The sequence below is a fragment of the Pseudomonas sp. MWU347 genome, assembly GCF_017947305.1.
Lineage (GTDB): Bacteria > Pseudomonadota > Gammaproteobacteria > Pseudomonadales > Pseudomonadaceae > Aquipseudomonas > Aquipseudomonas putida_A.
The window spans coordinates 136,811-149,358 of the sequence record NZ_JAFGZB010000004.1 but is presented as its reverse complement, the minus strand read 5'-3'; the positions used below and the strand labels follow the sequence as shown (position 1 = coordinate 149,358).

The following is a 12,548-nucleotide window of genomic DNA, read 5'->3' as shown; positions in this document are numbered from 1 at the left end:
CCGGAAAAAGGGTTAAGGTGGCGCCACTGTGTTGCTTGTGTCACTGAGAATCTCTACACGATATGTTGAATTTCGATCCAACCATCTACAAGAATTTTTCCTGCTCTTTGCACTCAGTCTCGGCCAGGGTTCTTCCTGAGTCGCAGTTATCTTTGTTCAAGGAGTTACACCATGTCTAATCGCCAAACCGGTACCGTTAAGTGGTTCAACGATGAAAAAGGCTTCGGCTTCATCACTCCACAATCCGGTGACGACCTGTTCGTTCACTTCAAAGCTATCCAATCCGACGGCTTCAAAAGCCTGAAAGAAGGCCAACAGGTTTCTTTCATCGCTACCCGCGGTCAGAAAGGCATGCAAGCTGAAGAAGTACAAGTTATCTAACTTGTAGCTTCTTTAGAAAAGAGCCCCGCCCTCAAAGCGGGGCTTTTTTGTGGGCGTGTGTTTTTTAACGGCCACAAAAAAAGCAGCCCTCACGGCTGCTTTTTTTTCGACTTGCCTTACCAGGCCACGCCAAACCCTGCGGTGTAGCGGGTCTTGTTCAAATCTGCATCCTTGGTACCACTGATGATGTCGCGTTCGGCCTTGAGGTTGAGCGACGCCCAGTCGGTGACCTTGTAGCGCAGGCCCATCTCGGCATCCAGCGCGTAATTGGCTACGTCAGACAGCGGCTTGCCCAGCTCGCCGTTGGTGAAGAACTCGACTTTTTTGCCGATCAGGTAGCGGTTGTAATCCCACTTCATGGCGACCGAATAGAAGTTGTCCTTGCCGCCATCGCTGTACTCGTAATCGGTGCGGTTGAGCAACGAACCGAGCGAGAACGCGCCCAGCTCGTCGTCCCAGAACTGGTAACCCGGACCGGTACCGACCACACGCTGACGCGACAGCTCTTCAACGTAGTCACGCTTGTAGTTCAGGCGGCCCTGCCAGAACCATTTGTCAGTGAGGAAGCGGTCAAGTGCGTATTCGGCGCGCCAGTTATTGGTGGTGACCTGCTCGTCCTGCACTTCGCGGTTGTATTCGCCCTCGGCGGTGTGCCGCCAGCGGCCATGACGCGCGGTGGTCTTGAAGTCGATGTCGTAGTCGTCGGTGTCCTTTTCCGCACGCTGATAATCCAGCGCGAGGCCAACGTTACCCTTCCACACCAGATCCTCGACCACCGGTTTCGGCTTGAGAATCTGCTGAATGCTCGCCAGCTCGACGGTCTTCGGCGCCTCGCCGTTGGCCAGGGTGACCTTGCCGTCATCGGCAGCGGTCAGCGACTTGGCTTTTTCACCGTTGTAGGCGTCCTGTTTGACCAGCAGTTCCTGATCGCTTTGCAGCGTCTTGACCTCTTTCCAGTCGATGCTGACCGCACCCGCATACTGGGTCTGAATCAGCAATTTGCCGCCATCGAAAACGGAGATCTTACCGCTCAGCTTGTCACCGTTCTTTAACCAGACGGTATCGGCAAGCAGCGGCGTGGAGGCACTGAAGACAGCAAGGCACAGCAGGGTTCTGGACAACATAAGTGGATCGAGGGCTCAAGTTTGCGAAAAAAGGTCGGCATTATCCGTAGGAATAAGACCCTGACAAGGACTGACCGGGCGATTTCCATTGAGTTCATTTCTCATCTGGCCAACGAGCGATTACGCTTGAGCCCATCGATATGACTATTGTTCAGGAACCGCGCAGGTGAAAGAGCCGAATCATCCCGAGGAAAGCCAAGCGCAAATCCGACGCACGGCGCTTTATTCGACGCTGGCCCAAGTGCCTGAGGGCAAGGTGGTCAGCTATGGTCAGTTAGCTGAACTCGCAGGGTTGGGGCGCGCCGCCCGCTGGGTCGGTCGGACCCTGAGCCAATTGCCCGGCGATACCAAACTGCCGTGGCACCGGGTACTGGGTGCCGGCGGTCGGATCAGTCTGCCACTGGGCAGCCCCTCGGGGGACGAACAACGGGCACGATTGCGTTCTGAAGGCGTCACCGTCCTGAACAATCGTGTGGATATTCAGCGCCATGGCTGGCGTCCGATAGAGCACAGCGGTTAGAGTGCGCGCTTTGTTTTCGCAATCTTGAGGCAGACTTCAGCCCATGCCCCGTAAAACCTGGCGCGCCGCGCTCGCCGCCTATGCCAGTCCTTCGACGCTCGTGCTGTTGTTGCTCGGTTTTGCTGCCGGCCTGCCGTACATGCTGGTATTTTCGACGCTTTCCGTCTGGCTGCGTGAAGCCGGTGTTGCCCGTGAAACCATCGGCTACGCCAGCCTGATCGGCCTGGCCTACGCCTTCAAATGGGTGTGGTCACCGCTGCTCGACCAATGGCGCCTGCCTTTATTGGGCAAGCTTGGCCGCCGCCGTTCGTGGCTGGTGCTCTCGCAGACCCTGGTGATTCTGGGGCTGATCGGCATGGGCTTCTGTGATCCGCAGAAACACCTGTCCTGGCTGATCGCCATTGCCGTCATCGTCGCCTTCGCCTCCGCCACCCAAGACATCGCGGTCGACGCCTATCGCCTGGAAATCGCTGACGACAGCCGCCAGGCCGCGCTGGCTGCCAGTTACATGTCCGGCTACCGCGTCGCCGCCCTGCTCGCCACGGCGGGCGCGCTGTTCTTTGCCGAAGGCTTCGGCTCCACCGGTTTCAACTATCAACACTCGGCCTGGACCGGCACCTACGCCCTGTTCGGCGTGTTGATGGTGCCTGCCCTGCTGACCTCGCTGCTGATGCGCGAACCGCCAGTGCCACTGCGCACGCAGTTGCAGGCCGGCCGCTACAGTTTCGGGCATCAACTGGCCTCGGTATTCGTGCTGATCGTGTTGCTGGTGTCGGTTCCGGCGATGTTCACCCAGCTCTACAACACCGATTTCGCCGGCGTGCTGTTCGGCAATATGAGCCCGCTCGACCTGTTGCTCGAAGACCGCGCCTTCCTGCGCGCCATCCTCTACACCCTGCTCACCGGCCTGTGCCTGTCGACCATGGGCCGTCGCGGCCTGGCGCCGGTGCTGACCCCGGTCAACGACTTCATCCTGCGCTACCGCTGGCAGGCGTTGCTGTTGCTCGGGCTGATCGCCACTTACCGGATGTCCGACACGGTGATGGGCGTGATGGCCAACGTGTTCTATATCGACCAGGGCTTCACCAAGGATCAGATCGCCAGCGTCAGCAAGATCTTCGGCCTGATCATGACCCTCCTCGGCGCCGGGATGGGCGGCCTGCTGATCGTGCGCTTCGGCATCCTGCCGATCCTGTTCATTGGCGGCGCAGCTTCGGCGGCAACCAACCTGCTGTTCGTGATGCTGGCTGACATGGGCCCGAACCTGCAGATGCTGGTGGTGACCATCTCCCTCGACAACTTCAGTTCGGGCATGGCGACCTCAGCCTTCGTCGCCTACCTGTCGAGTCTGACCAACCTGAAGTTCTCGGCCACCCAGTACGCCCTGCTCAGCTCGATCATGCTGTTGCTGCCGCGCCTGATCGGCGGTTATTCCGGGGTAATGGTCGAGAAGTTCGGCTACCACAACTTCTTCATGATCACGGCGCTGCTCGGCGTGCCGACCCTGGTGCTGATCGCCCTGCACTGGTTTCAGGAAAACCGCCGCGAAGGCCCGACACCAACGCCCGAGCCTGTGCCGACCACCGTGGTCGAAGAGTCGTAGGACAATTCAGATACGGCGGGAGGATTCCCGCCGTTGAGCCTCACCGCCGAGCGCAATCCTGTACGTCGGCAAATCTCGCCGGTACACTGCTCCGTCATTTCCAGTCATAGCAACCGACAACGGCCAACCATGCGCACCAGTCAATTTTTGCTCGCCACACAGAAAGAAACGCCTTCCGATGCGGTCGTCGTCAGCCATCAGCTGATGCTGCGCGCCGGCATGATCCGCAAACTCGCTTCGGGCCTGTACACCTGGCTGCCGATGGGCTTGCGGGTAATGCGCAAGGTTGAAGCCATCGTTCGCGAAGAAATGAACGCTGCCGGTTCTCTTGAAGTGTTGATGCCGAGCACCCAACCGGCCGAGCTGTGGCAGGAATCGGGGCGCTGGGAAGAATACGGCCCTGAGCTGCTGCGCATCAAAGACCGCCACGGTCGCGACTTCTGCGCGGGCCCGACCCACGAAGAAGTGATCACCGATCTGATGCGCAACGAGTTGAGCAGCTACAAGCAGTTGCCGATCAACCTGTACCAGATCCAGACCAAATTCCGTGACGAAATCCGCCCACGCTTCGGTTTGATGCGCGGCCGCGAATTCATCATGAAGGACGCCTACTCGTTTCACGCCGATCAGGCGTCGCTGCAGGTCACCTACGACCGCATGCATCAGGCGTACTGCAACGTATTCACCCGTCTGGGCCTGAAATTCCGCCCGGTTGAAGCCGACAACGGCTCGATCGGTGGCGCCGGCTCCCACGAGTTCCACGTACTGGCCGAGTCCGGCGAAGACGACATCGTCTTCAGCAACGGCTCCGACTACGCGGCGAACATCGAGAAAGCCGAAGCCGTGCCACGGGAAACCTCGCGTCCAGCGCCGGCCGAAGAGCTGCGCCTGGTCGACACTCCAGACACCAAGACCATTGCCGCGCTGGTGGAAAAATTCAATCTGCCGATTGAAAAGACCATCAAGACCCTGATCGTCCACGCCGAAGAGCCAGGCAAGCTGATTGCCCTGATCATCCGTGGCGACCACGAGCTGAACGAAATCAAGGCTGCCAACCAGCCAGGCGTGGCCAGCCCGCTGGTCATGGCTTCCGATGCCGAGCTGCGTGACGCCATTGGCGCCGGTGCCGGTTCGCTCGGCCCGCTGAACCTGCCGCTGCCGATCATCATCGACCGCTCGGTCGAACTGATGAGCGACTTCGGTATCGGCGCGAACATCGACGACAAGCACTACTTCGGCGTGAACTGGGAACGCGATCTGCCGGTTCCAACCGTTGCCGACCTGCGTAACGTCGTGGCCGGTGACCCAAGCCCGGACGGCAAAGGCACCCTGGAAATCAAGCGCGGCATCGAAGTCGGGCACATCTTCCAGCTGGGCAACAAGTACAGCAAGGCGATGAAGTGCGAAGTGCTGGGCGAGAACGGCAAACCGGTCACCCTGGAAATGGGTTGCTACGGTATCGGCGTATCCCGCGTGGTCGCTGCCGCCATCGAGCAGAACAACGACGAGAAAGGCATCATCTGGAGCGACACCCTGGCGCCGTTCCAGATCGCTCTGGTACCGCTGCGTTATGAAACCGAGCAGGTGCGCGAAGCCACTGACAAGCTGTACGCAGAACTGACGGCGGCCGGTTTCGAAGTGTTGCTGGACGATCGCGACAAGAAAACCAGCCCGGGCATCAAGTTCGCGGACATGGAGCTGATCGGCATTCCTCACCGGATCGTGGTCAGTGACCGCGGCCTCGCCGAAGGCAACCTGGAATACAAGAGCCGCACCGAGGCCGAAGCGCAAGCGCTGCCGGTTGCCGATGTGCTGTCCTTCCTTCAGGCCCGTATCCGCCGCTGAATCCAGATAGAGACCTCATGTTCAAGCGAAACACCTTGGGCCTCGGTGGCGCCGCCTTGTGCGGCGCCCTGCTGGTCAGCGGCTGTGCCAATCAGATGTCACAGCGCAGCGAGCACGAAGAGCGGGTCGAGCGCAAACTGCTCGATCACAGCCTGCAGATCGATGTCGGTGAGCCTAAGGTGCTCGAACTGCCGCAGCGTCGCGTGAAAATCAACGAACAGAAGACCTTCGAAGTCACCGAGTTTGAGGTCACCCGTCGTTACGATCGCTACACGCCTTATCAGCCCTGGCGCGAAATCTACGAGATTCCGCTGGGTGCAGTGGCCGTGGTCGCCGGTGTTGGCGCCAATGTGGTCAACGTATTCGCTCTGGGCAACCTGCCGGACAGCGTGACCAAGGACTGGTTGAACTACGGCATTGCCGGGGTCAACCCGTTCATGAACGTGCAGTCCCACGGTCGTGCGCAACAGAACCTGGCCGGTATCGATGAAGTCCAGCGCGACAAGCGCACGGAGTATTCGAGCCTGCCGTGGAGCGAGCGTCCGGTGCAGGTCAAGGCCGGCAAGCAGACCTTCGACATGACCACCGACCGCAACGGCGTGCTGCGCCTGAACCTGCTGGACAGTCCGTTCGCCGAAAATGACCTGAATCATATCGGCAAACTGCAGATCAGCGTCGAAGACGGCAAGGATGACGTGCACAGCGATTCATCTCTGGCAATCAGCAGCCATTTGCGCAGCAAGTTGCTCGAAGCGCACGGGCTGATTTATGACGATCTGGAAGACGACGAAGTGAGCCAGTGGGTCCACCGGGTCAAACGTCTGTCGGAACTGGGTCTGGAGGAAGAGGCCAGCGAGCTGGAACAAAGCCTCATTGAACTGACGCGCAACGATCCTGAGTTGCAGGCCGAGTTTCTCAAGTCGCTGACCAAGGATGCGGGGCGTCTGGTCGCTGATCCTGGACCGAATTAAGCCTGAAAAGCTTCGCGAGCAAGCCCGCTCCCACAGTTGATTGCATTCCACTGAAGGAACTCGATCAAATGTGGGAGCGGGCTTGCTCGCGAAAGCGGCATCAGCAACACCGCAGCAATTAGCGCTCAAACAACTCCATCTGCTCAAACCCACCCCGCAAATCCTCCAGCCTGACCCCAACCCCCAACAACCGCACCGGTTTCCCGCCCCGGTTGAACGCCTGGGTCAACATCAACTGATAACTGCCCAGATCGCGCCCTGCCCCGGCCTGCTCCAGTGTGGTCTGGGTAAAGTCATGGAACTTCACTTTGACGAACGGCTTGCCCGGTCGATAACTGCTGTCGATCCGCTCCATGCGGGTTTTCAGGGTTTCCAGCAGCTCCGGCAGCTTGTCGAGGCAACTGCGCAGATCGGGCAGATCAACGTCGTAGGTGTTTTCCACGCTGATTGACTGTCGGCGGCTGTCGTTGTGCACCAACCGGTCATCGATCCCACGGGCCAGACTCCAGAGTCGCTCACCGAAACTGCCGAATTCGCGCACCAGCGCCAACTTGTCCCACTCGCGCAGTTCCAGGCAATCGACGATGCCGAGCTTGCCCAGCTTGTCGGCAGTGACTTTGCCGACGCCGTGCAACTTGCTCACCGGCAAGCCACTGACGAAATCCTCGACCTGGTCCGGAGTAATCACGAACAACCCGTTGGGCTTCTTCCAGTCGCTGGCGATTTTGGCCAGAAACTTGTTCGGGGCCACGCCCGCAGACACGGTGATGTGCAACTGATTGGACACCCGCCGGCGGATATCCTGCGCAATGCGCGTGGCACTGCCGCCAAAATGCGCGCTGTCGGAGACGTCGAGGTAGGCCTCGTCCAGCGACAGTGGCTCGATCAGGTCGGTGTAATCGCGAAAGATAGTGTGGATTTCCTTCGAGGCTTCGCGATAGGCCTCCATGCGCGGCTTGACGATGGTCAGGTCGGGGCAGAGCTTCAAGGCATGCCCGGACGACATTGCCGAACGCACGCCGTACGCCCGCGCTTCATAGTTGCAGGTGGCGATCACCCCACGCCGATCCGCCGACCCGCCCACCGCCAGCGGTTTGCCGGCCAGGTTCGGGTCGTCGCGCATCTCGATGGCGGCGTAGAAACAGTCACAGTCGACGTGGATGATTTTTCGCTGGGTCATGACAGAAAAGGAAACATGGCGAGCCGGAAACGCAGTATCTCACTGACACCTGTATATAGCACCAGTGGTCTGAATGTTCTTTTCAGCCTGTGGGAAAACAACCATGAATTTATTTTCTCAATCGAGAATCACCAACCGATAGAGCTGAAACCCTTGCCCCGCCTGCCCTGCGCCCTCTTCATCCGCACCGAAAATAGCGCTAACCGATTGAACAGGAACAGATTTATCCAGATTCAAGGTTGACACCCCGGCGATCCTCTGTAGAATGCCGACACACAGACGCGGGATGGAGCAGTCTGGTAGCTCGTCGGGCTCATAACCCGAAGGTCGTCGGTTCAAATCCGGCTCCCGCAACCAAACATCAAAAAAGGCTACTCGAAAGAGTGGCCTTTTTTGTGCCTGTCTGTTTTTCAGACCGCCCTCCGCATCACGCACATCGGGGCGAACAGGAATTCGTTGCATTTCCGAAACTTACCGCGCCGCTGCGACCGTTTGACGCAAATTCACACTTATTTGACCCTTTACGGGATTAGCGGTTGACACCTCGCCGTTCGCCTGTAGAATGCCGCCACACAGACGCGGGATGGAGCAGTCTGGTAGCTCGTCGGGCTCATAACCCGAAGGTCGTCGGTTCAAATCCGGCTCCCGCAACCAAACATCAAAAAAGGCTGCTCGAAAGAGTGGCCTTTTTTGTATCTGTGGAAAAAGTCCTTTCGCAACAATGATCTGTCACGCTGCAGTGAAACGCTCAGGATCATCAGACCCGCCGAGTTGCGACTATGCTTGAGTCGCAGGCAAGACGTCTGCAATCCATGACCCGCCCTCGCCGATCCCGGATGAGAGGCGTAGTATTTTGTGATTATTTTTTTCTACAGGGATTGGTAACTTGGCTGGATACCTCCATCCTGTCGCGCACAATCCAAGAGGTGATTGATGCGCGCCAACTCGTCTGATTCACAAGACACCGTCACAGCAGAACATCCGATCAAACCCGAGCGCCTGCGCTTGCTGGATCGGTTGAGCAAATATCGCCAGCCGATCGGTCTGGCGGTCACGTTGCTGCTGTTTGCCATTGCGCTGATTGCCTGCCGCCATCTGCTGAGCGAACTCGATCTGTATGCCCTGCATGACTCGATCCTGGCGGTGCCGAAACCGGCCCTGCTCGGCGCAGTGGCTGCTACGGTGGTCGGCTTCATCATATTGCTGGGCTATGAATGGTCGGCCAGCCGCTATGCCGGCGTGACACTGCCGCCGCGCACTCTGGCGCTGGGTGGCTTCACCGCATTTGCGATTGGCAACGCCATCGGCCTGTCGCTGCTGTCCGGCGGCTCGGTGCGCTACCGTTTATATGCACGCCATGGGCTGGGCGCCTCAGAAGTCGCGCACATGACCCTGTTCGCCAGCCTGTCGCTGGGTTGCGCCCTGCCACCGCTGGCGGCTCTCGCGACCCTGAGCGACCTGCCCGCCGCCTCCGCCGCACTGGGCCTGTCAGAAGGCCTGCTCGGCACGATTGCCATGGTGGTGCTGGGTCTGGGCGCGATTCTGGCGATCGGCATCTATCGCCGCCGCCTGCCGGAGCAGCCGTACCGCGACAACCTGCTGGTCAGGGCCGGTCGCCGGACGCTGCGCCTGCCGGGCCGACGCCTGACCTTCCTGCAACTGATCATCACCGCCCTCGACGTCGCCGCAGCAGCCACCGTGCTGTATCTGCTGCTGCCGGAAGCCCCGCCATTCGGCGCCTTCCTGCTGGTGTACCTGCTGGCCCTGGCCGCCGGCGTCCTCAGCCATGTGCCTGGCGGTGTCGGGGTCTTCGAAGCGATCCTGCTCGCAGCGTTCGCCGACACACTCGGTGCCGCACCACTCGCCGCCGCCCTGCTGCTTTACCGCCTGATCTACGTCGTGCTGCCGCTGCTGGTGGCCTGCCTGTTCTTGCTGATCAACGAAGGCCAGCGCCTGTTCCAGACCCAGACCATGCGCGCCGCATCCGGTCTGGCCGCGCCGATTCTGGCGGTGCTGGTGTTCCTGTCCGGCGTGGTGCTGCTGTTTTCCGGTGCCACCCCGGAGATCGACACGCGTCTTGAACACATCGGTTTTCTGATCCCGCATCGTCTGGTTGACGCCTCGCACTTCGGCGCCAGCCTGATCGGTGTGTTGTGTCTGATGCTGGCGCAGGGCCTGCGCCGGCGCCTGTCGGCGGCGTGGATGCTGACCACCATTCTGTTGCTGGTCGGCGCCCTACTCTCGCTGCTCAAAGGCTTCGACTGGGAAGAAGCCACGCTGATGACACTCACCGCAGCGTTGCTGGGGGTGTTCCGCCGTTCGTTCTATCGCCCGAGCCGCCTGACCGAACTGCCGTTCTCGCCGCTGTATCTGGTGGCCAGCCTCTGCGTCCTCGGCGCTTCGACCTGGTTGCTGCTGTTCGCCTATCAGGACGTGCCGTACAGCCATCAACTGTGGTGGCAGTTCACCCTCGACGCAGACGCCCCGCGCGGCTTGCGTTCGTTGCTCGGCGCCGCCGTGCTGTTACTGGTGATCGCGCTGACCTGGCTGCTGCGCACCGCGCGCCCGGTGATCCACCTGCCGACCCCGGACGAACTGGATCGCGCCGCGAAAATCCTGATGGCTTCGTCGCAACCCGATGGCGGCCTCGCGCTGACCGGTGACAAGGCGTTGCTGTTTCACCAAAACGACGAAGCCTTCCTGATGTACGCCCGCCGTGGCCGCAGCCTGGTGGCGCTGTACGACCCGATCGGCCCCGGCCAGCAACGCGCCGAGATGATCTGGCAGTTCCGCGACCTGTGCGACATCCATCACGCGCGTCCGGTGTTCTATCAGGTACGTGCGGAAAACCTGCCGTACTACATGGACATCGGCCTGACCGCGATCAAGCTCGGCGAAGAAGCCCGGGTCGATCTGCAGCGCTTTGACCTGGAAGCCAAGGGCAAAGAGATGAAGGACCTGCGCTACACCTGGAACCGTGGCACTCGCGATGGTCTGTCGCTGGAAATCCATGAGCCGGGCCAGGCGCCGATGGACGAGTTGAAAGTGATTTCCGATGCGTGGCTGACCGGCAAGAATGTGCGCGAGAAAGGTTTCTCCCTCGGTCGTTTCAGCGACGATTACCTGAAGCATTTCCGTATTGCGGTGATTCGCTTCGAAGGTCGCCCGGTGGCGTTCGCCAACCTGCTCGAGACTTTCAGCCATGACCTGGCCAGTCTCGACCTGATGCGCTCGCACCCGGACGCCCCCAAGCTGACCATGGAGTTCCTGATGGTCGGCCTGATTCAACACTATAAGAGTCACGGATACGCGCGCTTCAGCCTGGGCATGGTGCCGTTGTCGGGGTTGCAACCCCGGCGTGGTGCACCGCTGACCCAGCGCCTGGGCTCGATGGTCTTCCGCCGTGGTGAGCAGCTGTACAACTTCCAAGGCTTGCGCCGCTTCAAAGACAAGTTCCAGCCTGACTGGGAACCCCGTTATATGGCAGTGCCCGCCGGACTCGATCCGCTGGTGGCGCTGGCCGATACTGCTGCCCTGATCGCGGGCGGCTTGACTGGATTGGTGAAACGCTGATGATTCAACGCTCCCTGAAGTACATCCTGGCCGCACTGATCGTGCTGGCCGTGATTGCCGGCGGCGGTTACTGGTACCTCAAACGCCCGGCACCGCAACCGACTCTGCAACCACTGACGGCCGCCGACGGCACGGTCATGACCCGCGTCATACCCGGCACTCAGCCCAAAGCGCAGGTGCTGGTCGCGGTCAATGACGACCAGAAGCTGACCGACAACCAACTGAGCACCCTGAGCCGCAGCGCCTCGGCGCAGATCGTTCAGGTGATTCTGCCCAAGGACTGCCTGCAACAGAGCCGCGCCCTGCAAACCGGCCTGCGCGAACTGAATGGCCCGGCCACGCTGGTCAGCGGTATCGGCCCTGGCGCGGTACTGGCCTGGCGCTGGTTGTCCGAGCAGAAGGACGACAAGGCCCAGGCGATCTCGGTTGACCTGGCGCTGGAAAAACCCGGTTGCACTCACCTGCTGCCGAAATCCGCGGCTCATGGCCACTGGCTGGTGGCGTGGAACGACAACCCGGACGACACCAGCGCCGGTTTCGTGCGCGATCAACCGAACGCCGAAACCAGCATCAGCGACTACGACATCAACCTGCCGCAGGTGCTGAACAACGAGCTGCGCAAGATCCTCGTCGGCGGCGACAAGGCCAACGGCGGTCTGGCAATCCCGGTGGTGGAAGTGCCGGCCGGTCAGGCCAAAGACACCGTCACGCTGTTCCTCTCCGGTGACGGCGGCTGGCGCGACCTCGACCGCGACGTAGCGGGCGAGATGGCCAAGATTGGCTACCCGGTGGTCGGCATCGACACCCTGCGCTACTACTGGCAGCACAAGAGCCCTGAGCAAAGCGCCCTGGACCTGACCGAACTGATGCAGCACTACCGGCAGAAATGGGGCACTAAACGCTTCATCCTGACCGGTTACTCGTTCGGTGCCGACGTCCTGCCAGCGATCTACAACCGCCTGCCGGACACCGAGCAGCAACGCGTCGACGCCATCATCCTGCTGGCTTTCGCCCGCACCGGCAGCTTCGAAATCGAAGTCGAAGGCTGGCTCGGCAACGCCGGCAAAGAAGCCGCCACCGGCCCGGAAATGGCCAAGTTGCCAGCGGCCAAAGTAGTGTGCATCTACGGCGCCGAAGAAACCGACGAAAGCGGCTGCACCGACAAGACGGCAGTCGGCGAAGCGGTGAAACTGCCTGGCGGCCACCACTTCGACGAGAACTACCCGGCGCTGGCCAAGCGTCTGGTGGACCTGATCGAGAAGCGTCAGAGCAAGGATCAGCCGACAGAGTGATCTGCGCCGGCAGAACAAAAAGCCCCCGCAACTTCGCAGTTGCGGGGGCTTTTTACATC

Annotated in this window: 9 protein-coding genes and 2 tRNA genes; 9 read left to right on the top strand and 2 right to left on the bottom strand. The window is 60.5% G+C overall.

The window, feature by feature from the left end; genetic code table 11:
• Positions 1 to 171: 171 nt before the first annotated feature.
• A complete protein-coding gene (locus KCG87_RS09975) occupies positions 172 to 381 on the top strand; it encodes a cold-shock protein (protein WP_002554837.1) in 210 nt (69 codons plus the stop codon).
• Between the two features lie 116 nt (positions 382 to 497).
• On the opposite strand, the gene KCG87_RS09970 is transcribed toward KCG87_RS09975, so the two are convergent.
• Positions 498 to 1,505 carry a DUF481 domain-containing protein gene (locus KCG87_RS09970; RefSeq protein WP_007961919.1) on the bottom strand — a complete coding sequence of 336 codons (1,008 nt, stop codon included), beginning with the start codon at positions 1,503 to 1,505 and terminating at the stop codon, positions 498 to 500.
• Positions 1,506 to 1,671: 166 nt separating this feature from the next.
• Here KCG87_RS09970 and KCG87_RS09965 point away from each other — a divergent pair, with 166 nt between their 5' ends.
• The 4 genes from KCG87_RS09965 (at position 1,672) to KCG87_RS09950 (ending at position 6,444) form a co-directional block, all read left to right on the top strand.
• A complete protein-coding gene (locus tag KCG87_RS09965) occupies positions 1,672 to 2,025 on the top strand; it encodes an MGMT family protein (RefSeq protein WP_135295090.1) in 354 nt (117 codons plus the stop codon).
• Positions 2,026 to 2,068: 43 nt separating this feature from the next.
• Complete coding sequence (locus KCG87_RS09960; RefSeq protein ID WP_210558009.1) at positions 2,069 to 3,628, top strand: AmpG family muropeptide MFS transporter; 1,560 nt, start codon at positions 2,069 to 2,071, stop codon at positions 3,626 to 3,628.
• A 129-nt stretch (positions 3,629 to 3,757) separates the two neighbouring features.
• Entirely contained in the window at positions 3,758 to 5,473 is a 1,716-nt protein-coding gene (locus tag KCG87_RS09955) for a proline--tRNA ligase (protein WP_027614342.1), read from the top strand.
• A 17-nt stretch (positions 5,474 to 5,490) separates the two neighbouring features.
• The gene (locus KCG87_RS09950; RefSeq protein ID WP_210558010.1) at positions 5,491 to 6,444 is read left to right on the top strand and encodes a hypothetical protein; all 954 of its coding nucleotides are present in this window, start codon (positions 5,491 to 5,493) and stop codon (positions 6,442 to 6,444) included.
• A 118-nt stretch (positions 6,445 to 6,562) separates the two neighbouring features.
• Here the strand turns inward: KCG87_RS09950 and dinB are convergent, their stop codons facing one another.
• Entirely contained in the window at positions 6,563 to 7,624 is a 1,062-nt protein-coding gene (gene dinB / locus KCG87_RS09945) for a DNA polymerase IV (protein WP_210558013.1), read from the bottom strand.
• Between the two features lie 280 nt (positions 7,625 to 7,904).
• Here dinB and KCG87_RS09940 point away from each other — a divergent pair.
• The 4 genes from KCG87_RS09940 (at position 7,905) to KCG87_RS09925 (ending at position 12,489) form a co-directional block, all read left to right on the top strand.
• Positions 7,905 to 7,981 (top strand) — tRNA-Met (locus KCG87_RS09940).
• 220 nt (positions 7,982 to 8,201) lie between these two features.
• A tRNA-Met gene (locus KCG87_RS09935) sits at positions 8,202 to 8,278 on the top strand.
• A 279-nt stretch (positions 8,279 to 8,557) separates the two neighbouring features.
• Positions 8,558 to 11,197, top strand: coding sequence for a bifunctional lysylphosphatidylglycerol flippase/synthetase MprF (gene mprF / locus KCG87_RS09930; RefSeq protein ID WP_007964392.1), 2,640 nt, complete (start codon positions 8,558 to 8,560; stop codon positions 11,195 to 11,197).
• The gene (locus KCG87_RS09925) at positions 11,197 to 12,489 is read left to right on the top strand and encodes an AcvB/VirJ family lysyl-phosphatidylglycerol hydrolase (RefSeq protein WP_027611097.1); all 1,293 of its coding nucleotides are present in this window, start codon (positions 11,197 to 11,199) and stop codon (positions 12,487 to 12,489) included. Before mprF ends, KCG87_RS09925 begins: the two co-directional genes overlap by 1 nt.
• Positions 12,490 to 12,548 lie beyond the last annotated feature (59 nt).

Bases quoted from the DNA above. Each gene is read 5' to 3' on its own strand.
- KCG87_RS09975 (WP_002554837.1), top strand. From the start codon at position 172: ATGTCTAATCGCCAAACCGGTACCGTTAAGTGGTTCAACGATGAAAAA.
- KCG87_RS09970 (WP_007961919.1), bottom strand. From the start codon at position 1,505: ATGTTGTCCAGAACCCTGCTGTGCCTTGCTGTCTTCAGTGCCTCCACG.
- KCG87_RS09960 (WP_210558009.1), top strand. From the start codon at position 2,069: ATGCCCCGTAAAACCTGGCGCGCCGCGCTCGCCGCCTATGCCAGTCCT.
- KCG87_RS09955 (WP_027614342.1), top strand. From the start codon at position 3,758: ATGCGCACCAGTCAATTTTTGCTCGCCACACAGAAAGAAACGCCTTCC.
- KCG87_RS09950 (WP_210558010.1), top strand. From the start codon at position 5,491: ATGTTCAAGCGAAACACCTTGGGCCTCGGTGGCGCCGCCTTGTGCGGC.
- dinB (WP_210558013.1), bottom strand. From the start codon at position 7,624: ATGACCCAGCGAAAAATCATCCACGTCGACTGTGACTGTTTCTACGCC.
- mprF (WP_007964392.1), top strand. From the start codon at position 8,558: ATGCGCGCCAACTCGTCTGATTCACAAGACACCGTCACAGCAGAACAT.
- KCG87_RS09925 (WP_027611097.1), top strand. From the start codon at position 11,197: ATGATTCAACGCTCCCTGAAGTACATCCTGGCCGCACTGATCGTGCTG.